The organism is Streptomyces sp. NPDC002092 (genome assembly GCF_053593775.1).
In genome coordinates this window covers 336,514-356,654 of record NZ_JBSFDG010000010.1, presented here as the reverse complement: position 1 = coordinate 356,654, position 20,141 = coordinate 336,514, and the positions used below count along the sequence as shown (strand labels likewise).

Below are 20,141 nucleotides of genomic sequence, written 5' to 3'. Positions count from 1 at the left end.
GTTGTATTGCCCCACATCCACTGAGCCAAGGACCGTGATCGACGTGAAGGTCGGCATCCCCCGCGAGGTCAAGAACAACGAGTTCCGGGTGGCCATCACCCCCGCCGGTGTGCACGAGCTCGTGCGCCACGGCCACCAGGTCGTCATCGAGCACGATGCCGGTGTCGGATCGTCGATCCCGGACAGCGAGTACGTCGCCGCCGGAGCGCAGATCCTGCCGACCGCCGACGAGGTGTGGGCCGCAGCCGACCTGCTGCTGAAGGTCAAGGAGCCCATCGCCGAGGAGTACCACCGCCTGCGCAAGGACCAGACGCTCTTCACCTACCTGCACCTGGCCGCCTCCAAGGAGTGCACCGACGCGCTGATCGAGTCCGGCACCACGGCGATCGCCTACGAGACCGTCGAGCTCCCCAATCGCGCGCTCCCGCTGCTCGCCCCCATGTCCGAGGTCGCGGGCCGGCTGGCCCCGCAGGTCGGCGCCTACCACCTGATGCGCTCGGCCGGCGGCCGTGGCGTGCTCCCCGGCGGCGTCCCCGGCACCCAGCCCGCGAAGGCCGTCGTCATCGGCGGTGGCGTCTCCGGCTGGAACGCGACGCAGATCGCGGTCGGACTGGGCTTCCACGTCACGCTGCTCGACCGTGACATCAACAAGCTGCGCGAGGCGGACAAGGTCTTCGGCACCAAGGTCCGGGCGATCATGTCCAACTCCTTCGAGCTGGAGAAGGCCGTCCTGGACGCCGACCTGGTCGTCGGCGCGGTCCTCATCCCCGGCGCCAAGGCCCCCAAGCTGGTCACCAACGAGCTCGTCTCCCGCATGAAGCCTGGCAGTGTCCTTGTCGACATCGCGATCGACCAGGGCGGCTGCTTCGAGGACTCCCGTCCGACCACGCACGCCGAGCCGACCTTCCAGGTCCACGACTCGGTCTTCTACTGCGTCGCCAACATGCCGGGCGCGGTGCCCAACACCTCCACCTACGCGCTCACCAACGCGACGCTGCCCTACATCGTCGAACTCGCCGACCACGGCTGGGTGGAGGCGCTGCGCCGCGACCCCGCGCTCGCCAAGGGGCTCAACACCCATGACGGCAAGGTCGTTTACCGCGAGGTCGCAGAGGCGCACGGACTGGAGCACGTGGAGCTCGAGAGCCTGATCGGCTGAGCCGTAGCCGAAGCACCGAGTCGTCGAGCCGCTAAGTCACCATTTGGTAAAAGGCGATACGTCAACACAGGTCGTCAACAGCGCACATCCGGCCGGACCTTGCCCGACAAGGTCCGGCCGGATGTGTGTATGGTCACTTTGCGGCTCTAGGTCAACTCGCCTCGAACGTAACCCTTCGACCGATTCGCACACCCGCGAATCCTGCCGTGCGACGGCCGTACGCCCTTGACAGAGGGATGTTTCATTGTCGACACATCGAGCCCGGTGCGGCGGATTGTGTTGCTGAGGACGCCCGACACGCCATAGAGTCGCCAGTCGTCGGCATGGTGCCACGCTGACCTGTCTAGAAGTTTCCTGGTCACCAAGGAGGTAAGACGACTTGTGAATGAGTCGACATTTTCTCCCGGGGGTGGTCAACCAGGAGCGCCTGTACGGGACCAGGGTCCCGCGGGGTTCGAGGCTGTCGGCTCCGTAGCTGTGCGCACCTTCGCAGCCCACCAGAGCCCGGGTCCGCAGGTGATCCGGACTGCACACCAGAGCATGGATGGCCATCACGTGAACGCCATGGCCGGCGACGGAAGTGGCGCGCCCCACAACCACTTCGCCGACTACGACGAACTGCCCGAAGGGCACTTCTACGACCCCGACGCGGAGTACGAGCCCGACCCCGAGTACGCGGCCACGCTCGCGCCCGACGCTGCCCGCCAGCGTCGTGAGCGCATCGGCCCGACCGGACGTCCGCTGCCGTACTTCCCCATCCCGGGCCCGCTGACCGACCACGGGCCCGCGAAGATCATCGCGATGTGCAACCAGAAGGGCGGCGTCGGCAAGACGACGTCGACCATCAACCTGGGTGCCGCGCTCGCGGAGTACGGACGCCGCGTGCTGCTCGTGGACTTCGACCCGCAGGGCGCGCTGTCGGTGGGCCTCGGCGTCAATCCGATGGAGCTCGACCTCACCGTCTACAACCTGCTCATGGAGCGGGGGATGGCGGCCGACGAGGTGCTCCTGAAGACGGCGGTCCCGAACATGGACCTGCTGCCCAGCAACATCGACCTGTCCGCCGCCGAGGTGCAGCTGGTCTCGGAGGTCGCGCGCGAGTCCACGCTCCAGCGGGCCCTGAAGCCGCTGATGGCCGACTACGACTACATCGTGATCGACTGTCAGCCCTCACTGGGGCTGCTGACGGTGAACGCGCTGACGGCCGCGCACAAGGTGATCGTGCCGCTCGAGTGCGAGTTCTTCGCCCTGCGCGGTGTCGCACTGCTGACGGAGACGATCGAGAAGGTCCAGGAGCGGCTCAACCCGGAGCTGGAGCTCGACGGGATCCTGGCCACGATGTACGACTCGCGCACGGTCCACAGCCGCGAGGTGCTGGCCCGTGTGGTCGAGGCGTTCGACGACCACGTCTACCACACGGTCATCGGACGCACGGTCCGCTTCCCGGAGACCACGGTCGCCGGTGAGCCGATCACCACGTACGCCTCCAACTCCGTCGGCGCCGCCGCCTACCGTCAGCTCGCCAGGGAGGTGCTCGCCCGGTGTCACGCCGAGTGAGTCTGCCGGGGGCCGACGAACTCTTCCGTACGACAGGGGGAATGGCGCTCCAGCCGTCCACTCCGCGGCGGGGGGCCAACGGCGAAGCCCGGGTGCCCGCGCCCGCGGGGGAGAGCGATCCGGCCGCGGCCGCCTCGCCCGAGGACGCACCGCAGTCGGTGCCCGCGCAGGGCGGCGACGGCGAGGGCCCGGAGCATGTGGCCGCGGAGCGGGAGCCGGCCGAGGCCGGTGAGTCCCGCAGCCGTGCCGCGGGACAGGAGCGCTCCGGGCGCCGTCAGGAGGCGCAGGAAGGTTCTGCCGCATCCTCCGGCAATGCCCAGCCCCGCAAGCGCGGCCGGTCCTCGCCCTCGCGCCGGCCCAGTGGCCGCGAGCGGCACGACGAGAAGATCACCGTGTACGTCTCCGCCGAGGAGCTCATGGACCTGGAGCACGCACGCCTGGTGCTCCGCGGTGAGCACGGCCTCGCGGTCGACCGTGGGCGGATCGTCCGCGAGGCGGTCGCCGTGGTCCTGGCGGACCTGGAGTCCCGCGGGGACGCGAGCATCCTCGTACGCCGGCTGCGCGGGCGGTAGCGGTAGCCTGCGGGGGCCATGACCTCGAACGACGTACCCGCCCCCGGCGCCGGCACCTCCGGCGGCCGTCGGCGTGTACTGGGCCGGGGCCCCGGCACTCCACGGGTCGAGCCGACGGCTCCTCCCGGGGAACCGGCCCCGACCCCGGAGGAGCCGAAACCCGAGACGGCCGCCCCCGAGCCGGATCCGAAGGCCGCGACTGAACGGCCGTTCCGTGAGCCCGGGGCGGATCCTGTGGCTCCGGAGCCGGTCGCCGGTCAGCGTCCCGTGGACCTGGAGTCGGGCGTCGTGGCGCCAGAGGCGGTGTCTGCGCCTTCGGTGGAGGCCGTGGCCCCGGAGCTGTTCCGGGAGCCGGAGGCCGTGGTTCGGGGGTTGGGCCCCGAGCCTCAGGCGGAAGCCGTGGCTCCCGCGCCTCCGGACGAGTCCGGTGGCGCGCCCCAGGAAGTGGGACCGGGGGCGGAAGCCGACCCCGGTGAGGCCGACGGCGGCGGTGTCTTCAAGGTTCGGCTCTCCAACTTCGAGGGGCCCTTCGATCTGCTGCTGCAGTTGATCTCCAAGCACAAGCTGGACGTCACCGAGGTCGCGCTGTCCAAGGTCACCGACGAGTTCATGGCGCACATCCGGGCCATGGGGCCGGACTGGGACCTGGATCAGACGACCGAGTTCCTCGTCGTCGCGGCCACCTTGCTCGACCTCAAGGCCGCCCGGCTGCTGCCCTCCGCCGAGGTCGAGGACGAGGCCGACCTCGCGCTCCTGGAGGCGCGGGACCTGCTGTTCGCACGGCTGCTGCAGTACCGCGCCTACAAACAGATCGCCGACATCTTCAACCGGCGGCTGGACGAGGAGGCCCGGCGCTATCCGCGTACCGTCGGACTCGAGCCGCATCACGCCGAGCTGCTGCCCGAGGTCGTCATCAGCATCGGGGCGGAGGGCTTCGCCAAGCTCGCCGTGAAGGCGATGCAGCCCAAGCCGAAGCCGCAGGTGTACGTGGACCACATCCACGCCCCGCTGGTCAGCGTGCAGGAGCAGGCCGGAATCGTGGTCGCCCGGCTCAGGGAGCTCGGCGAGGCCAGCTTCCGGGCGCTGGTCGAGGACACCGACGACACCCTCACCGTCGTCGCGCGATTCCTCGCCCTGCTGGAGCTGTACCGGGAGAAGGCCGTCGCCCTCGACCAGGAGACGGCGCTGGGCGAGCTGATCGTGCGCTGGACCGGCGGCGAGGGCGAAGACCGGCCGATGGTGACCGACGAATTCGACCGACCGCCCGAGCCGCCCAAGGAGGACAAGGCGTGAGCGAGGACACCACCGGCCTCCCGGCAGGCCTCCGTACCGTCGCCGACCTCGACCTCAAGCCCGCCCTGGAGGCCGTCCTCATGGTCGTGGACGAGCCCGCGACCGAGGAGCATCTCGCCAAGATCCTCCAGCGGCCCAAGCGGCAGGTCGGGGACGCACTGCGGGAACTGGCCGACGAATACGCCGTGCAGGGCCGTGGATTCGAGCTGCGGCTGATCGCCGGCGGCTGGCGTTTCTACTCCCGGCCCGAGTACGCGGCGGCCGTAGAAGGCTTCGTCCTGGACGGCCAGCAGGCCCGGCTCACCCAGGCCGCCCTGGAGACCCTCGCTGTCGTCGCCTACCGCCAGCCGGTCAGCCGCAGCCGGGTCTCGGCCGTACGAGGAGTCAACTGCGACGGGGTCATGCGCACCCTGCTGCAGAGGGGTCTGGTCCAGGAGGCGGGCACGGAACCCGAAACAGGTGCGATCCTGTACACGACGACGAACTACTTCCTGGAGCGGATGGGCCTGCGCGGTCTGGACGAGCTCCCGGAGCTCGCGCCCTTCCTCCCGGAGGCGGAGGCGATCGAGGCCGAGACACTGGAAGGGGTTCCGTCGTTCGATCCGGACGCTCCGGATTCCGAGGACGCAGACGACAAGACGGAACTTTGATGCGAAGCAGCAGCGGCAGGAACAGCAGCGGAAACAACGGCGGGAGCCGTGGTGGCAACAGCGGCGGCCGCGGCGGGAGCAGCGGTGGCCGCGGTAATTTCCGCGGCGCCGGTAACAACCGCGACGACAAGCAGGGCGGCCGGCCGAAGAAGCCCCGCCCGGAGGAGCGGCGCTACGACGTAGGCCCCGGCGCCACCCAGGACGGCCCGAAGTCGGGGCGCGGCGCCTCGGCGCGCGGCGGCGCCAAGGGCGGCCCCAGGCAGGGCCAGGGCACGGGGCGGGGCCGTACGGCCCCGGCGAGCTCCCGTGAGTACGACGCCCGGGCCGAGGAGCGCAACCGTGAGCGGTACGCGGGCAAGAAGGACGTCAAGCTGCCCAAGACCTTCCCGGGCGCCGAGCAGGAGGGCGAGCGGCTGCAGAAGATCCTCGCGCGCGCGGGCTACGGCTCCCGGCGCGCCTGCGAGGAGCTGATCGAGCAGGCCCGCGTCGAGGTCAACGGCGAGATCGTCCTCGAGCAGGGCAAGCGAGTCGACCCGGAGAAGGACGAGGTCAAGGTCGACGGGCTGACCGTCGCCACGCAGTCGTACCAGTTCTTCTCGCTGAACAAGCCGGCAGGCGTGGTCTCCACCATGGAGGACCCCGAGGGGCGCCAGTGCCTCGGTGACTACGTCACCAACCGCGAGACCCGGCTCTTCCACGTGGGGCGGCTCGACACCGAGACGGAGGGCGTCATCCTGCTCACCAACCACGGCGAGCTGGCGCACCGCCTGACCCACCCCAAGTACGGCGTGAAGAAGACCTACCTCGCCGCGATCGTCGGCCCGATCCCGCGCGACCTGGGCAAGAAGCTGAAGGACGGCATCCAGCTGGAGGACGGGTACGCGCGCGCGGACCACTTCCGGGTGGTCGAGCAGACCGGCAAGAACTACCTGGTCGAGGTGACCCTCCACGAGGGCCGCAAGCACATCGTGCGCCGCATGCTCGCGGAGGCCGGCTTCCCGGTGGAGAAGCTGGTGCGCACCTCGTTCGGTCCGATCACCCTGGGCGACCAGAAGTCGGGCTGGCTGCGGAGGCTGTCGAACACCGAGGTCGGCATGCTGATGCAGGAAGTCGACCTCTAGCAGTCATGCGCAACGGCCGGTTCCGGATCTCCTCCGGGACCGGCCGATTCGTTTTCGCTCCCTCGCCGGTCTGTACTCGTGACCGGCGAGAGGAATGGCCATGCCTGCTACGACGACGGACCGCGACGAGTTCGTCCGGCTGACGGACCCGTACCGGCGGGAGCTGCTCGCGCACTGCTACCGCATGCTGGGCTCGGTCGACGAGGCCGAGGACCTGGTGCAGGAGACATATCTGCGGGCCTGGCGGTCCTACGAGGGCTACGAGGGCCGCGCGTCCCTGCGGACCTGGCTGCACCGCATCGCCACCAACACGTGTCTGACGGCGCTGGAGAGCCGCGCGAGGCGTCCGCTGCCCGCGGGACTCGGCGGTCCGTCACAGGCGCCTGAGGAGCCGCTGAGGACCCCTGCGACGGATGTTCCGTGGCTGCAGCCGCTGCCAGACTCGCTGGTCGACCCGGCGACCGTCGTGGCCGCCCGCGGCAGCCTGCGGCTCGCGCTGGTCGCCGCCCTGCAGCATCTGCCGGCCCGGCAGCGGGCCGTGCTCATCCTGCGGGACGTGCTGGCCTGGCGGGCACCCGAGGTCGCCTCGCTGCTCGGGACCTCGACGGCCGCGGTGAAGAGCAGCCTCCAACGCGCGCGTGCCCGGCTCGACGAGGTCGCCCCCGACGAGGACCTCGTCGTCGAGCCCGAGGGCGCGGCGGACCGCGAGGTGCTCGACCGGTACATGGCCGCCTTCGAACGCGCCGACATGGACGCGCTGCTCGACCTCCTCCAGGACGGCGTCGAGCTGGAGATGCCGCCCAACCTGGAGTGGTTCCGCGGCAAGAAGGACGTGCTGCTGTTCCTGCGGGCCAGGGGGCACGGGGAGGGCCGCTACCGGATGCTGCCCACGCGTGCGAACGGGCAGCCGGCCGTCGTCATGTACGTGCGCGGGGTGGACGGCGTGCTGCGGGCGCACTCGGTGCAGGTGCTCACCGTGGAGGGCGGCACCCTGGCCCGCATCACGGCCTTCATCGACCTGGCGCAGGTCGCCCGCTTCGGGTTCCCCAGGGTGCTGTCATGAACTGCGGGGAGCTGCTGGAGCGTTCGCTCGCCTACGCGCTGGGGAGTGTCGCCGGGGTCGGGCCCGGGAGCCTGGTGCGGGGCACTCCGTGCGCCCAGTGGGACCTGGGGGAGTTGCTCGGGCATCTCGACGACTCGCTGGACGCCCTGCACGAGGGGCTGACGGGCGGGCGGATCGGACTCACGGCGGGGCGCCCCGGGGGAGATCTCGCCTGCGCGTTCCGCACGCGCGCGTGTGCCGTGCTCGGCGCCTGGGCGGCCGGCGCCAGGGAGCGGGTGCTGGTGGGCGAACTGCCGTTGGACGTCCGGGTGATGGCGGCCGTGGGGGCCGTGGAGATCGCCGTGCACGGATGGGACGTGGCGCAGGCCTGCGGGCGGCCCCGGCCCATACCGGGCCCGTTGGCGGCCGAGCTGCTGCCGGTGGCGCAGTGCGTGGTGGCGCCGGCGGACCGGGGCGTGCGGTTCGGCGCGCCCGTCGCCGTACCGCTGGACGCGGGGCCCGAGGAGCGACTGCTGGCCTTTCTGGGGCGGTGCGATTCCTTTCCGGGGCGGTGCGATTCCTTTCCGGGGTGAGGGTGGTCTGCCTTCCGTGAGCGACTTCAAGAGCTCATGGAAGGAACCCCCGTCATGACCGACACACTGAATGTCACCGTACGCAGACCACCTGCCGGACAGGCCCCGCACCGACCCGTGTGGACCGTCGTCCTCGCCGGGCTCGGCGCGCTGCTGTGCTCCCTGGACGTCGTGGTCGTCGCTACCGCGCTGCCCGCCCTGCGAGCCGACTTCGGGGCGAGCCTGTCCGACCTGGAGTGGACGATCAACGCCTACAACCTGGTCTTCGCCTGTCTGACCCTGACCGGCGCCGCGCTCGGCGACCGGTTCGGGCGGCGGCGGATGTACCTCGCCGGGCTCGCCGTCTTCACCCTGGGCTCGGCCGCCTCCGCGCTGGCGGGCGGCCCGGGGCAGCTCATCGGCGCGCGCGTGGTGCAGGGCGCCGGAGCCGCCGTACTGCTTCCCCTCACCCTGACCCTGATCAGCGAGGCGTTCCCGGTCGAGAAGCGGGGCGTCGCCATCGGCGTGTGGGGTGGCGTGACCGGCCTCGGGGTGGCCGCCGGGCCGGTGCTGGGCGGGGCCGTCACCGAGGGCCTGTCCTGGCAGTGGATCTTCTGGCTGAACGTGCCCATCGGCCTTGCGATGCTGCCGTTCGCCGCCACCAGGCTCCGCGAGAGCTATGGCACCCGGCCCCAACTCGACCTGGTCGGGCTGGTGTTGGCGGCCTTTGGGGTGACGGGGCTGGCCTGGGCGCCGGTCCGGGCCCCGCAGGAGGGCTGGGGGAGCGCCGAGGTGCTGACCGCACTCGCCGCCGGGATCGTGTTGCTGGCCGCCTTCCTGCTCTGGGAGCGCAGGGGAGCCCGCTATCCGATGCTGCCGCTCGCGCACTTCCGCAACCGCGGCTTCTCCGTCGCCAACGCGGCCGCCTTCCTGGTCTTCGGGTCCCTGCTGGGCGCCCTCTTCATGATCACGCAGCTCTTCCAGACCGGGCTCGGCTACTCCCCGCTGCAGGCGGGCGTGCGCATCCTCGTCTGGAACGCGATGCCGCTGCTGGTCGCCCCGGTCGCCGGCGCCCTCGCGGACCGTTTCGGCACCCGGCCCTTCATGTTCACGGGCCTCGCCCTGCAGGCCCTGGGCCTCGCCCTGCTGGCCTGGCAGGTCGAACCCGGCGTCCGCTACGGGCAGTTGGTCTTCCCGCTGATCATCGCGGGCATCGGCATCTCCATGGTCTTCCCGAGCGTCGCCAACGCCGTGACCTCCGCCGTCCCCCTCGGCGACGCCGGCGTCGCGGCCGGTGTCAACAACGCTCTGCGCGAACTGGGCGGCGTCTTCGGCATCGCCGTCGCCGCCCTGGTCTTCACGCAGTACGGCGGCTACGGCTCACCCGCGTCCTTCCTGGACGGCTGCGCACCGGCGCTGTGGGTGTCGGCCGGGGCGGCGGGAGTGGGGGCGGTGGTTGCGGCGTTCGCGCCGTCACACACGCGCGTGTGAGCCCACTCCGCGCCGTCGAGCAGCCCCTTCATGGTCTCGGCGGCGCGGACCGCGGCAGCACCGCAGCAGTTGTTGAACAGCACGTGGAGCTGCTCCGTCCGCCCGGCCAGTGACCGCAACCGGGGGAGCCATTCGATGAGTTCGTCCTCCCCGTAGTCGTACCGGAACCGGTCCTCCTTGCTCCCCGACCCCCAGGCCGGGTTCCGCCCGTGGAACCGGACGACGGACAGCCGTGGCGCGGCGAACGGCGTGACGGGCGGGACGGACCAGGGGAGCGACTGCGTCATGTCCACCGCCACGGCGGTCATGCCGTACCGGGTCAGCAACGCGCGCGTGGCCTCCGCCCACTCCGGCCGCCACCATCCGGGATGCCGGAACTCCACGGAGACCGGCCACCCTTCGGTCCGTTCGGCGCACTCCCGCAGGAACTCCCCGCACCGCTTTCCGGGGCGGAACCACGGCGGCAGCTGGAACAGCACGCTGCCGAGCCGCCCGGCCGCCCGCAGCGGCTCGATCCCCTCGGTGAACCGCGCCCACACCTGGTCGAGCACCTTCGGATCCCGGTGGTCGGCGGGAAGCCCGTCCGGCATCACCGAGTCCCGCGTCGGGTGTCCCGTGAGCAGCGAGAACGCCTTCACGTCGAAGACGAAGCCGTCCGGCGTCCGTTCGGCCCACAGGCGGCTGTTGCGGGCGCTCGGCAGCGCGTAGTACGCCGAGTCGACCTCGACGACCGGGAACTGCTCGGCGTAGTGCCTCAGCCGCCCCTCCGCGTCCCTGCGCCCCACCGGATACCAGCCGCTGCCGACCAGTGCCCCGTCCGTCCACGAACACGTGCCCACAAGGATCTCGCCCATGCGGTGCCGGTTACCCCTCTCGGGGCCGCGGAAGCACGCGGGTTGGGAAGCATGCGGGTTGAGGAAGCTCTCGGGGTTGTGGAAGCGCACACCTCGTGTTTATAGTCGATATGACTATTAAGAAGTCCGGGGGTTGGAGGCCGGTGTCATGCAGTACGACAAGTACGCCTACGAACCCTTCGCCGTCACCGTCGACCTCGCCGTCCTGACGATCCGTGACGGCGCCCTGCATGTCCTCCTCGTGGAGCGCGGACAGGACCCCTATGCCGGTTGCCGGGCGCTGCCCGGCGGCTTCGTGGAGCCGCGGGAGTCGGCGGAGACGGCCGCCCGGCGCGAACTCGCCGAGGAGACCGGCCTCGCGGACGTCACCGGGCTGCATCTGGAGCAGCTGCGGACCTACAGCGAACCCGACCGCGACCCCAGGATGCGGGTCGTGTCCGTCGCCTTCACCGCGCTGCTGCCCGACGCGCCCGAGCCGCGGGCCGGCAGCGACGCGGCGCGAGCGAGCTGGCTGCCTTACGACTCGGCTCAGCCGCTCGCCTTCGACCACGACACGATCCTGGCCGACGCCCACGAACGGGTCGGCGCCAAGCTCGAGTACACCTGTCTCGCCACCGCCTTCTGCCCGCCCGAGTTCACGCTCGGCGAGCTGCAGCACGTCTACGAGACGGTCTGGGGCACGGCTCTCGACCGGCCCAACTTCCGCCGCAAGGTGCTCGCCACGCCCGGCTTCGTCGAAGCCGTGCCGGGCGCCGCCCGGCTGACCGGCGGCCGGGGCAAACCCGCCGCGCTCTATCGCGCGGGTCCGGCCACCGCGCTGCACCCGCCCCTCCTCCGACCGTCCCGGGAAGGACGCCCCGCATGACCGCCACCATCGTCGACAAGCAAGCAGCCACCGGGGCGTTGACCGGCCTCGCACTCGGGGACGCGCTCGGCTTCCCTACCGAGTTCAACGACGTGCCGTCGATCCTCGCCAAGTGCGGGCCGTGGCGGCAGATGCGGCTGCCCACGCCCGCGATCGTCACCGACGACACGCAGATGACGCTGGCGGTGGGGCACGCACTGAGGACGGCCACGGACCTCGGGGTGCTCGCGCCGGAAAGCCTGGCGGGGCCGCTGCGCAAGGAGTTCGTGGACTGGCACGACTCGCCGGAGAACAACCGGGCGCCCGGGAACACCTGCCTGCTGGCCTGCTACCTGCTGAAGGACGAGGGCCGCCGCTGGCAGGACGCCAGCCAGATCGGCTCCAAGGGCTGCGGCGCCAACATGCGGGTCGCGCCCGTCGGACTCGTCCCCGGTCTGAGCGACGAACAGCGCGCGGGCGCCGCCCAGTTGCAGTCCGCCCTGACCCACGGGCATCCGACGGCGCTCGCCGCCTCCGACCTCACCGCCCGTGCCGTACGGCTGCTTGCGCAGGGCGCCGAGCCGACCGGCCTCGTCGGGCTGCTGCGGTCGTACGCCCTGGAGAACCGCAGCCGCTATCACCACGCCTGGCTCGGCGACCTGTGGACCCGTGCCGCCGACGCCACCCCCGAGGAGTTCATCGCGCGCGGCTGGGACGAGTGCCTGGAGATTCTCGGCCGCCTTCAGGAGGCCGTGCGCACGGCCTCGGTGGAGACCGACCCGTGCCTGGCCACCGGGGCGGGCTGGACAGCCGAAGAGGCCCTGGCGACCGGCCTGTTGTGCTTCCTGCTCTTCGTCGACGAACCGGTGACGGCCATCCGCCGGGCCGCCTGCACCTCCGGCGACTCGGACTCCATCGCCTGCCTGACGGGCGCCTTCGCGGGCGCGCACCTGGGCGCCGACGCCTGGCCGACCGAGTGGGCCGACCGCATCGAATACCGGAGCGACCTGCTGACGCTCGGCGCCCTCTGGGACGCCTGAGCCATGATCGACGCACTGAACCTCGACCTGACACCGGTGGTCGCCGAACAGCCCGACCCGGTGCTGTTCGCGACCGTCTCCGGCGCACACCTCTACGGCTTCCCGTCGCGCGACTCGGACGTGGACCTGCGGGGCGTGCACCTGCTGCCCACGGCGGACCTGGTGGGCCTGCGGGAACCCGACGAGACCCGGTCCCGGATGTGGGACCGGGACGGCGTCGAGATGGACCTGGTCACGCACGACCTGCGCAAGTTCGTACGGCTGATGCTGCGCCGCAACGGCTATGTCCTGGAGCAGCTGCTGTCGCCGCTGGTCGTGCATACGACCGACGCGCACCGCGAACTGGCCGCGCTCGCGCCCGGCGTGCTCACCAGCCATCACGCCCACCACTACAGAGGGTTCGCCAACACGCAGTGGCGGCTGTTCGAGAAGACCGGTGAGCTCAAGCCGTTGCTCTACACCTTCCGGGTTCTGCTCACCGGGATCCATCTGATGCGCAGCGGCGAGGTGCAGGCCCATCTGCCCACGCTGCTGGGGGAGGTGGACGCCCCCGGCTACCTGCCGGAGCTGATCGCGGCGAAGGCGGAGCAGGAGCACGGGGGTGCCGATGTCGAGTACGCGCGCGTGCAGGCTGACGTCGAGCAGCTGCACGGCGTGCTGGACGCGGCGCAGGAGACGTCGGCGCTACCCGACGCCCCGGCCGTGTACGACGCCCTGCACGACCTCGTCGTACGTATCCGGCTGGAGGGCTGAGGCGCGGCGGACGCGGACGAGGAAGGCCTCGACGCGGGCCCGGTCAGGCTCCTCGGGGAGGGGACTGTGACGGGCGGCCTCCTCGGCCTCCGCGGCCAGGCGGTTCATCCACGACTCGACCTCCGGCCACGGGACCTCACCCCGCTTCACGGCCAGCAGGGGCTCGCGCTGGTGACCCACGTCGAGGGTGAGGGCGCCCGAGCGCAGCAGGTCGCGGGAGCTCCTCAGCAGGCGCAGCAGATGCATGGCGTGCTTCCAGCGCGGGGCGCCGTGGGTGCGGACATCCGCCTCCAGCTTCTTGCGCTGGCCGAGGGCATAGCGCGTGAACGTCTCGTGGGCCCGGCGGGAGAGGAACGCCCCGCGCAGCGCTAGGAGTTCGCGGCCGGTGTCGTCGACGTACTCCACGAGCGGGGAGTGCAGGCACTCCAGGATGTTCGGGTTGGCGCGCAGGGCCAGCTCGCAGAAGCGTTCCAGCTCCCAGCCGAACTGCTCCTCGGCCGGGCCCTCGACATGCGTCGGCGGCTTCTCGAAGCGCCAGAACAGGGGAGTGGGCGCCACGAACACGCCCCGGCGGTCGGTGTCGCTGCCGTCCGTCGCCAGACCGAAGGCGCGCGAACCCATCACGCAGGCGTAGATCGTGTGGTCGCGCACCAGGGTCTCGGGAAGCATGCCCCGGAGCGTACGCGGCCCCTCACGCCAGACGGATCGAATTTCCCTCCACCTTGATCTGCTCCGCGGGCAGCGGTTTCGGCGCCGGGCCGCCGGCCACCGAGCCGTCGGCGATGCGGTACTTGCTGCCGTGGCAGGGACAGTCGATGGTGCCGTTCGAGACGGTGCTCACCGTGCAGCCCTGGTGGGTGCAGATCGCCGAGAAGGCCTTGAACTCGTCCTTCTTCGGCTGGGTGACCACGACCTTCTGGTCCTTGAAGATCTTGCCGCCGCCCACCGGGATCTCGGAGGTCTTCGCCAGCTCCTGCCCGCCGGAGGCGTTCGTGGCGGACCCGGAGTCGCTGTTGCCGTACTTGCTGCAGCCCGCGGCGAGCGTGGCCGCGCCCGTCGCGAGGAGAACCGTGCGCCGCGTCGAGCGATGGGTCATGTCGTCACTCCGAAGGTGCGGAAGAACCAGAGGGCGGACGTCAGCCAGATGAGCGTGAGAACGGTGAAGACCAGCCCGCCGACGAGCGGCAGCAGCCATCCGGGGAGCCGCTGAGAGCGGAGCAGCAGCATCTTGGCACTGAAGGCTCCGAAGAAGAAGCAACCCAGGGCCGAGTGCCACATCACACGTGTTCCGTACGTCTGGTAGCCGAGCGCGTAGAGGCAGTGCACGGCGACCGGCACCGCCACCAGGAACGCGATCCGGCCCGACCAGCGGTGCAGCGTCGACGCCCAGCGCGGCCCCGGCAGCTTGCCGTACACCATGAACGCGCTGACCAGCTGGACGAGCGCGAAGAAGAACGCGGTCGACGCCAGCCATGACTTCACCGCGCCCGTGCTGCTGAACCCGGCCAGGTTGAAGGCCGTCCCGGTGGGGTGGTGGACCTTGCCGTACACCCCGAGGCCGACGGCCACCGCGGCGGCGACGAGGGCCGGGATCAGATAGCGGCCGGGGCCGGGGGCGCGATGGCCGGGTTCGGAGGGCGGGAAACTCTGGGTCGCGGCGTTCGGGTCGACGGTCATGGTGTCGTCTCCCAGGTCAGGAGGATCAAGGAGTTACGGGATGTGCCGTCAGCCGCTGTCCGCCGACCGTCACCGCGCCCGTCGCCGGGTCGATGGCCGGCGCGGCCGAGGGCGTTCCGTCGCGGGTGACGATGCCGACCTGCCTGCCGCCCGGCAGGACGATCCAGCCGCCGACGATCCTGGCGCCGGCGACCTGGCTGTTCGCCCGGTAGAGCCCGGACGGCTCCTTCGCCTTGTCGAGGGTGAAGGCGTAGTGCCCGCCACCGACCTCGGCGGTCCCCCGGATCTGCTTGCCGCCCTTCAGCGTGCCGTCCAGCTTCGCGCCGTGGTCACCGGTCAGGCTCAGGCTCCCGTCGCCCTTCACCGAGCCTTTCAGCCACGACTCGATGTTGTGGCCGTCGCAGAAGTACGCGATCGCCCTGCCGTCGCGCAGCGAGACGGCCACGGCGGACGAGTCGTCGTCGGTACGGCCGGTGTAGACACCCTGGGGTGCGGCCGCCCGCGACGGTGACGGACTGGGCGACGCGGTGGTCTTCGGGGGAGTCGGCGAGGCCGTGACGGCGGGCGACTTCTCCTTGTACGGGGACGAGGCGCTCTTCGACCCCGTCGTCGCGTCGAGCGACAGCATGAACAGGCCGAGCAGCAGTCCCGCGAGCAGGGTGAGCAGCGGTCCAGGACGCTTCATACGGGCCTCCCCCGAGGCGAGTGTCCTGCCATCAGAGCGGACCGGCGGCCCCGACGTAAAGAGGCGCACAGGGGCGAGCCACCCCAAGTAGCGAAATCGGGGCGATTCGGTGACATTGGCAGGGCATCCGAGCCGCCGTCTCAGCGGGCGGGCGTCACGCACCCGCCCGCCGCGGGCTGACTAGGCTGGAGGGTCGAAAGCCGATCCGTACATCAGCGAGGAGTGCAGCCGTGGCGGTACGAGCGGTCCGGGGAGCCGTCCAACTGGAACGGGACGAAGCCGGACACATGGACGAGCAGGTCGGGGCCCTGCTCACCGCCGTCCTCGAGCGGAACGCCCTGAGCACGGACGACCTGATCAGCATCTGGTTCACGGCGACTCCCGACCTGCACAGCGACTTCCCGGCGGCCGCCGCACGCAAGCTCGGTATCGTCGACGTACCGCTGATCTGCGCCCAGGAACTCGACATCGAGGGCGCCATGCCACGCGTCGTGCGCGTCCTGGCGCACATCGAGTCGGACCGCTCCCGCGCCGACATCTCCCATGTCTACCTCGGCGCCGCGGCCGCCCTGCGCAAGGACATCGCCCAGTGAGAACCGCGCTCGTCATCGGCACGGGGCTCATCGGTACGTCCGCCGCCATCGCCCTGTCCCAGCGGGGCGTCGTCGTCCACCTCTCCGACCACGACCCGGAACAGGCCCGTACGGCCGCCGCGCTCGGCGCCGGCACCGACGAGGCCCCCGCCGGACCGGTCGACCTCGCGATCATCGCCGCGCCCCCCGCCCATGTGGCCGGAGTGCTGGCCGACGCCATGCGCCGGGGCGCGGCCCGCGGCTACCTCGACGTGGCCAGCGTCAAGGGCGGCCCGCGCCGCGAGCTGGAGGCGCTGGGCCTGGACCCGTCCGTGATGTCGAAGTACATCGGCACGCATCCCATGTCGGGCCGCGAGAAGTCCGGACCGCTCGCGGCGACCGGTGACCTCTTCGAGGGCCGCCCCTGGGTGCTCACCCCGACCCGGGACACCGACACCGAGGTGCTCAACCTCGCCCTGGAGCTGGTCTCGCACTGCCGGGCCGTTCCGGTCGTCATGGACGCCGACGCCCACGACCGCGCCGTCGCCCTGGTCTCCCACATGCCCCACCTGGTGTCCAGCATGGTCGCCGCGCGGCTGGAGAACGCCGAGGAGGCGGCCGTACGACTGTGCGGCCAGGGCATCCGGGACGTGACCCGGATCGCCGCCTCCGACCCCCGGATGTGGATCGACATCCTGTCCGCGAACCCCGGGCCGGTCGCCGACCTGCTCTCCGACGTCGCCGCCGACCTGGAGGAGACGGTGCAGGCGCTGCGGTCCCTGCAGTCCTCCGACGAGGCCAAGCGCGGGGAGGGCGTCCTGGGCATCGAGGACGTCCTGCGGCGCGGGAACGCCGGACAGGTCCGCGTCCCCGGCAAGCACGGGTCCGCTCCGCGGGCGTACGAGATCGTCGCCGTCCTCATCGACGACCAGCCGGGCCAGCTGGCACGCATCTTCGCCGACGCGGGCCGGGCCGGGGTCAACATCGAGGACGTACGCATCGAGCACGCGACCGGGCAGCAGGCGGGTCTGGTCCAGCTGATGGTGGAACCGCAGGCGGCACCGGTGCTCACCGCGGCGCTGCGGGAGCGAGGGTGGGCGATTCGGCAGTAGGCACCCGGCGGTGCCATGGTCGAACGCCGGACGGGCCGGAAGGCTGCGCGTCCGGACGAGTGACGCGCACCCAGTAACCTTGTGCAGGGCACCCTCGCGGCCCCACACACCCACCGCACCGCACCAGGAAGGTGTCCCCCCGTGGAAAACGGCGTCGCCAAGCCCGTGATTGTCGCCATCGACGGCCCGGCCGGCACCGGCAAGTCGAGCACGTCGAAGGCCGTCGCGGCGCAGCTCGGCCTGAGCTACCTGGACACCGGCGCCCAGTACCGGGCGATCACCTGGTGGATGGTGACCAACGGCATCGACATCGACGACCCGTCCGCGATCGCCGCCGTGGCGGGCAAGGCCGAGATCGTCTCCGGCACGGACCCGGCCAATCCGACGATCACGGTCGACGGCACCGATGTGGCCGGCCCGATCCGCACCCAGGAGGTCAGCTCCAAGGTCAGCGCGGTCAGCGCGGTGCCCGAGGTGCGCGCCCGGATCACCGAGCTGCAGCGCTCGCTGGCCACCTCCGCGGAGCACGGCATCGTCGTCGAGGGCCGTGACATCGGTACGACCGTGCTGCCCGACGCCGACCTGAAGATCTTCCTCACCGCCTCGCCGGAGGCGCGTGCCGCCCGCCGCAGCGGCGAGCTGAAGGGCGCCGACGTGCACGCCACCCGAGAGGCGCTGATCAAGCGCGACGCGGCCGACTCGTCCCGCAAGACCTCGCCGCTCGCCAAGGCGGACGACGCGGTCGAGGTGGACACCACCGACCTCACCCTCGCGCAGGTCATCGAGTGCGTCGTCACCCTCGTCGAGGAGAAGCGGGCCGGGAAGTGACACAGCCTTCGGAGCGGGGCGCCGAGGTCGGGCGGCGGATCGGCGTCGGCCTGATGTACGGGTTGTGGAAGCCGCGGGTGCTGGGTTCCTGGAAGGTGCCCGCCACCGGCCCGGTGATCTTCGCCGTCAACCACTCCCACAACATCGACGGTCCGATGGTCATGGGCGTGGCGCCCCGGCCGACGCACTTCCTGATCAAGAAGGAGGCGTTCGTCGGCCCGCTGGACCCCTTCCTGCTCGGCATCGGGCAGGTCAAGGTCGACCGGTCGGGTGCCGACCGCACGGCGATCTCGCAGGCGCTGGACGTGCTGTCCGCCGGCGGGGTCCTCGGCATCTTCCCGGAGGGCACCCGCGGTGAGGGAGACTTCGCCGCGCTGCGTGCCGGGCTCGCGTACTTCGCCGTACGCAGCGGAGCACCGGTCGTTCCGGTCGCCGTACTGGGAAGTTCCGAGCGGCGGGGACGGTTGATAAAGGGGCTGCCTCCGCTGCGCAGCCGTATCGACGTCGTCTTCGGCGACCCCTTCGAGGCGGGCGACGGCGGCGGACGGCGCACGCGCAAGGCGCTCGACGAGGCGACCGAACGCATCCAGAAGCAGCTCACCGCGCACCTGGAAAACGCCAGGCGCCTGACCGGGCGCTGAGCGACACTTCAGTAGTGGATCAGCCGGAGAAACCGGATAATCCACCGATCACCACGATGAACGACGAGGTACGGACTTCATGAGCGACCACATCCACTCCGAAGGCTCGGGCGAGGAGCACGACCACGGAGCACTTGGCGACGCCGAGTACGCGGACTTCATGGAGCTCGCCGCGGAAGAGGGCTTCGACCTCGAGGACGTCGAGGGCGCCATCGAGGAGGCGGGTCACGGCCCGCTGCCCGTCCTCGCCGTCGTCGGCCGCCCGAATGTAGGCAAGTCGACCCTGGTGAACCGCATCATCGGACGGCGCGAGGCAGTCGTCGAGGACAAGCCCGGCGTCACCCGCGACCGCGTCACCTACGAGGCCGAGTGGTCGGGCCGCCGCTTCAAGGTCGTCGACACCGGCGGCTGGGAGCAGGACGTCCTCGGCATCGACGCCTCCGTGGCCGCTCAGGCCGAGTACGCGATCGAGGCCGCCGACGCCGTGGTGTTCGTCGTCGACGCCAAGGTCGGCGCCACCGACACCGACGAGGCGGTCGTACGGCTGCTGCGCAAGGCCGGCAAGCCGGTGGTGCTGGCGGCCAACAAGGTCGACGGCCAGAGCGGTGAGGCGGACGCGGCCTACCTGTGGTCGCTGGGTCTCGGTGAGCCGCACCCCGTCTCCGCGCTGCACGGCCGCGGCACCGGCGACATGCTGGACGCCGTCCTCGAGGTCCTGCCGGACGCGCCCGAGCAGACCTTCGGCTCCGCGGTCGGCGGCCCGCGCCGCATCGCCCTGATCGGCCGCCCGAACGTCGGCAAGTCCTCCCTCCTCAACAAGGTGGCGAACGAGGAGCGCGTCGTCGTCAACGAGCTGGCGGGCACCACCCGCGACCCGGTCGACGAACTCATCGAACTCGGCGGCGTGACCTGGAAGTTCGTCGACACCGCCGGTATCCGCAAGCGCGTCCACCTCCAGCAGGGCGCCGACTACTACGCCTCCCTGCGCACCGCGGCCGCGGTCGAGAAGGCCGAGGTGGCGGTCATCCTGATCGACGCCTCCGAGTCCATCTCGGTGCAGGACCAGCGGATCGTGACGATGGCCGTCGAGGCGGGCCGCGCGATGGTCATCGCGTACAACAAGTGGGACACCCTCGACGAGGAGCGCCGCTACTACCTGGAGCGGGAGATCGAGACCGAGTTCGGCCAGGTGGCGTGGGCGCCCCGGGTGAACGTCTCGGCGCGCACCGGCCGTCATATGGAGAAGCTGGTCCCGGCGATCGAGACCGCGCTGGCCGGCTGGGAGACGCGTGTCCCCACCGGACGTCTCAACGCCTTCCTCGGCGAGCTGGTCGCCGCCCACCCGCACCCGATCCGCGGCGGCAAGCAGCCCCGCATCCTCTTCGGCACCCAGGCCGGCACCAAGCCCCCGCGGTTCGTGCTGTTCGCCTCCGGGTTCATCGAGGCGGGCTACCGGCGCTTCATCGAGCGCCGGCTGCGCGAGGAGTTCGGCTTCGAGGGGACGCCGATCCATATCTCGGTACGGGTGCGCGAGAAGCGCGGTAACAAGAAGAAGTAGGCCGTAGGCCACATATGGGGGTGGGCGGTCCCGATCGCCGGGACCAGCTTCTCCATATGACGGCCGGTGCGCGCCGAGACGTTCACCCGGGGCGCCCACGCCACCTGGCCGAACTCGGTC

General features: G+C 71.1%; 22 protein-coding genes. 17 read left to right on the top strand and 5 right to left on the bottom strand.

Annotated features, from left to right (window positions below; translation table 11 throughout):
• Window positions 1-34: 34 nt before the first annotated feature.
• From ald to ACWCRD_RS24775, 9 genes are all read left to right on the top strand, one after another.
• A complete protein-coding gene (gene ald / locus ACWCRD_RS24815) occupies window positions 35-1,159 on the top strand; it encodes an alanine dehydrogenase (RefSeq protein WP_344404103.1) in 1,125 nt (374 codons plus the stop codon).
• Window positions 1,160-1,540: 381 nt separating this feature from the next.
• Complete coding sequence (locus tag ACWCRD_RS24810) at window positions 1,541-2,716, top strand: AAA family ATPase (protein WP_099927832.1); 1,176 nt, start codon at window positions 1,541-1,543, stop codon at window positions 2,714-2,716.
• On the top strand, window positions 2,701-3,288 hold the full coding sequence (locus tag ACWCRD_RS24805) for a hypothetical protein (protein WP_450967957.1): 588 nt from the start codon (window positions 2,701-2,703) through the stop codon (window positions 3,286-3,288). Before ACWCRD_RS24810 ends, ACWCRD_RS24805 begins: the two co-directional genes overlap by 16 nt.
• 18 nt (window positions 3,289-3,306) lie before the next feature.
• Complete coding sequence (locus ACWCRD_RS24800) at window positions 3,307-4,581, top strand: segregation/condensation protein A (RefSeq protein ID WP_450967956.1); 1,275 nt, start codon at window positions 3,307-3,309, stop codon at window positions 4,579-4,581.
• Window positions 4,578-5,231 (top strand): SMC-Scp complex subunit ScpB, encoded by a 654-nt coding sequence (scpB, locus tag ACWCRD_RS24795; RefSeq protein WP_099927829.1) that lies wholly within the window; start codon window positions 4,578-4,580, stop codon window positions 5,229-5,231. The genes ACWCRD_RS24800 and scpB overlap by 4 nt, the downstream gene beginning before the upstream one ends.
• Window positions 5,231-6,352, top strand: a complete 1,122-nt coding sequence (locus ACWCRD_RS24790) for a pseudouridine synthase (RefSeq protein ID WP_450967955.1) — start codon at window positions 5,231-5,233, stop codon at window positions 6,350-6,352. Before scpB ends, ACWCRD_RS24790 begins: the two co-directional genes overlap by 1 nt.
• 100 nt (window positions 6,353-6,452) lie before the next feature.
• Window positions 6,453-7,415 (top strand): sigma-70 family RNA polymerase sigma factor, encoded by a 963-nt coding sequence (locus tag ACWCRD_RS24785; RefSeq protein ID WP_450967954.1) that lies wholly within the window; start codon window positions 6,453-6,455, stop codon window positions 7,413-7,415.
• Complete coding sequence (locus ACWCRD_RS24780; protein WP_450967953.1) at window positions 7,412-7,987, top strand: TIGR03086 family metal-binding protein; 576 nt, start codon at window positions 7,412-7,414, stop codon at window positions 7,985-7,987. Before ACWCRD_RS24785 ends, ACWCRD_RS24780 begins: the two co-directional genes overlap by 4 nt.
• A gap of 54 nt (window positions 7,988-8,041) precedes the next feature.
• Entirely contained in the window at window positions 8,042-9,457 is a 1,416-nt protein-coding gene (locus tag ACWCRD_RS24775; RefSeq protein WP_450967952.1) for a DHA2 family efflux MFS transporter permease subunit, read from the top strand.
• Here ACWCRD_RS24775 and ACWCRD_RS24770 read toward each other — a convergent pair.
• The gene (locus ACWCRD_RS24770) at window positions 9,340-10,311 is read right to left on the bottom strand and encodes a DUF72 domain-containing protein (RefSeq protein ID WP_450967951.1); all 972 of its coding nucleotides are present in this window, start codon (window positions 10,309-10,311) and stop codon (window positions 9,340-9,342) included. The genes ACWCRD_RS24775 and ACWCRD_RS24770 overlap by 118 nt on opposite strands.
• Before the next feature lie 148 nt (window positions 10,312-10,459).
• On the opposite strand from ACWCRD_RS24770, the gene ACWCRD_RS24765 reads away from it, so the two are divergent.
• Genes ACWCRD_RS24765 through ACWCRD_RS24755 form a run of 3 tightly spaced genes read left to right on the top strand, consistent with a single transcriptional unit; the run spans window position 10,460 to window position 12,948 of the window.
• The gene (locus ACWCRD_RS24765; RefSeq protein WP_450967950.1) at window positions 10,460-11,176 is read left to right on the top strand and encodes an NUDIX hydrolase; all 717 of its coding nucleotides are present in this window, start codon (window positions 10,460-10,462) and stop codon (window positions 11,174-11,176) included.
• Window positions 11,173-12,195 carry an ADP-ribosylglycohydrolase family protein gene (locus tag ACWCRD_RS24760; RefSeq protein ID WP_450967949.1) on the top strand — a complete coding sequence of 341 codons (1,023 nt, stop codon included), beginning with the start codon at window positions 11,173-11,175 and terminating at the stop codon, window positions 12,193-12,195. The genes ACWCRD_RS24765 and ACWCRD_RS24760 overlap by 4 nt, the downstream gene beginning before the upstream one ends.
• Before the next feature lie 3 nt (window positions 12,196-12,198).
• The gene (locus ACWCRD_RS24755) at window positions 12,199-12,948 is read left to right on the top strand and encodes a nucleotidyltransferase domain-containing protein (protein WP_450967948.1); all 750 of its coding nucleotides are present in this window, start codon (window positions 12,199-12,201) and stop codon (window positions 12,946-12,948) included.
• Here the strand turns inward: ACWCRD_RS24755 and ACWCRD_RS24750 are convergent.
• Genes ACWCRD_RS24750 through ACWCRD_RS24735 form a run of 4 tightly spaced genes read right to left on the bottom strand, consistent with a single transcriptional unit; the run spans window position 12,880 to window position 15,310 of the window.
• Window positions 12,880-13,617, bottom strand: a complete 738-nt coding sequence (locus ACWCRD_RS24750; RefSeq protein ID WP_450967947.1) for a nucleotidyltransferase domain-containing protein — start codon at window positions 13,615-13,617, stop codon at window positions 12,880-12,882. The genes ACWCRD_RS24755 and ACWCRD_RS24750 overlap by 69 nt on opposite strands.
• A gap of 22 nt (window positions 13,618-13,639) precedes the next feature.
• On the bottom strand, window positions 13,640-14,044 hold the full coding sequence (locus tag ACWCRD_RS24745; protein WP_450967946.1) for a Rieske (2Fe-2S) protein: 405 nt from the start codon (window positions 14,042-14,044) through the stop codon (window positions 13,640-13,642).
• Window positions 14,041-14,625, bottom strand: coding sequence for a DUF6529 family protein (locus ACWCRD_RS24740; RefSeq protein ID WP_450967945.1), 585 nt, complete (start codon window positions 14,623-14,625; stop codon window positions 14,041-14,043). The genes ACWCRD_RS24745 and ACWCRD_RS24740 overlap by 4 nt, the downstream gene beginning before the upstream one ends.
• A 25-nt stretch (window positions 14,626-14,650) precedes the next feature.
• Window positions 14,651-15,310 (bottom strand): hypothetical protein, encoded by a 660-nt coding sequence (locus ACWCRD_RS24735; RefSeq protein WP_450967944.1) that lies wholly within the window; start codon window positions 15,308-15,310, stop codon window positions 14,651-14,653.
• Window positions 15,311-15,540: 230 nt separating this feature from the next.
• On the opposite strand from ACWCRD_RS24735, the gene aroH reads away from it, so the two are divergent.
• The 5 genes from aroH to der all read left to right on the top strand — a co-directional run bounded on the left by aroH (window position 15,541) and on the right by der (window position 20,021).
• Entirely contained in the window at window positions 15,541-15,903 is a 363-nt protein-coding gene (gene aroH / locus ACWCRD_RS24730) for a chorismate mutase (RefSeq protein WP_450967943.1), read from the top strand.
• On the top strand, window positions 15,900-16,994 hold the full coding sequence (locus tag ACWCRD_RS24725; RefSeq protein WP_450967942.1) for a prephenate dehydrogenase: 1,095 nt from the start codon (window positions 15,900-15,902) through the stop codon (window positions 16,992-16,994). Before aroH ends, ACWCRD_RS24725 begins: the two co-directional genes overlap by 4 nt.
• Window positions 16,995-17,135: 141 nt before the next feature.
• Complete coding sequence (gene cmk, locus ACWCRD_RS24720; protein WP_115909017.1) at window positions 17,136-17,822, top strand: (d)CMP kinase; 687 nt, start codon at window positions 17,136-17,138, stop codon at window positions 17,820-17,822.
• 53 nt (window positions 17,823-17,875) lie between these two features.
• Window positions 17,876-18,463 (top strand): lysophospholipid acyltransferase family protein, encoded by a 588-nt coding sequence (locus ACWCRD_RS24715; RefSeq protein ID WP_450967984.1) that lies wholly within the window; start codon window positions 17,876-17,878, stop codon window positions 18,461-18,463.
• Between the two features lie 79 nt (window positions 18,464-18,542).
• Window positions 18,543-20,021, top strand: a complete 1,479-nt coding sequence (gene der / locus ACWCRD_RS24710) for a ribosome biogenesis GTPase Der (RefSeq protein ID WP_450967941.1) — start codon at window positions 18,543-18,545, stop codon at window positions 20,019-20,021.
• Window positions 20,022-20,141: the final 120 nt, after the last annotated feature.

Excerpts from the sequence above, each read along its gene's own strand:
- ACWCRD_RS24800 (WP_450967956.1), top strand. The coding sequence starts at position 3,307 with ATGACCTCGAACGACGTACCCGCCCCCGGCGCCGGCACCTCCGGCGGC.
- ACWCRD_RS24790 (WP_450967955.1), top strand. The coding sequence starts at position 5,231 with ATGCGAAGCAGCAGCGGCAGGAACAGCAGCGGAAACAACGGCGGGAGC.
- ACWCRD_RS24785 (WP_450967954.1), top strand. The coding sequence starts at position 6,453 with ATGCCTGCTACGACGACGGACCGCGACGAGTTCGTCCGGCTGACGGAC.
- ACWCRD_RS24780 (WP_450967953.1), top strand. The coding sequence starts at position 7,412 with ATGAACTGCGGGGAGCTGCTGGAGCGTTCGCTCGCCTACGCGCTGGGG.
- ACWCRD_RS24775 (WP_450967952.1), top strand. The coding sequence starts at position 8,042 with ATGACCGACACACTGAATGTCACCGTACGCAGACCACCTGCCGGACAG.
- ACWCRD_RS24770 (WP_450967951.1), bottom strand. The coding sequence starts at position 10,311 with ATGGGCGAGATCCTTGTGGGCACGTGTTCGTGGACGGACGGGGCACTG.
- ACWCRD_RS24765 (WP_450967950.1), top strand. The coding sequence starts at position 10,460 with ATGCAGTACGACAAGTACGCCTACGAACCCTTCGCCGTCACCGTCGAC.
- ACWCRD_RS24760 (WP_450967949.1), top strand. The coding sequence starts at position 11,173 with ATGACCGCCACCATCGTCGACAAGCAAGCAGCCACCGGGGCGTTGACC.
- ACWCRD_RS24755 (WP_450967948.1), top strand. The coding sequence starts at position 12,199 with ATGATCGACGCACTGAACCTCGACCTGACACCGGTGGTCGCCGAACAG.
- ACWCRD_RS24750 (WP_450967947.1), bottom strand. The coding sequence starts at position 13,617 with ATGCTTCCCGAGACCCTGGTGCGCGACCACACGATCTACGCCTGCGTG.
- ACWCRD_RS24745 (WP_450967946.1), bottom strand. The coding sequence starts at position 14,044 with ATGACCCATCGCTCGACGCGGCGCACGGTTCTCCTCGCGACGGGCGCG.
- ACWCRD_RS24740 (WP_450967945.1), bottom strand. The coding sequence starts at position 14,625 with ATGACCGTCGACCCGAACGCCGCGACCCAGAGTTTCCCGCCCTCCGAA.
- ACWCRD_RS24735 (WP_450967944.1), bottom strand. The coding sequence starts at position 15,310 with ATGAAGCGTCCTGGACCGCTGCTCACCCTGCTCGCGGGACTGCTGCTC.
- ACWCRD_RS24715 (WP_450967984.1), top strand. The coding sequence starts at position 17,876 with ATGTACGGGTTGTGGAAGCCGCGGGTGCTGGGTTCCTGGAAGGTGCCC.
- der (WP_450967941.1), top strand. The coding sequence starts at position 18,543 with ATGAGCGACCACATCCACTCCGAAGGCTCGGGCGAGGAGCACGACCAC.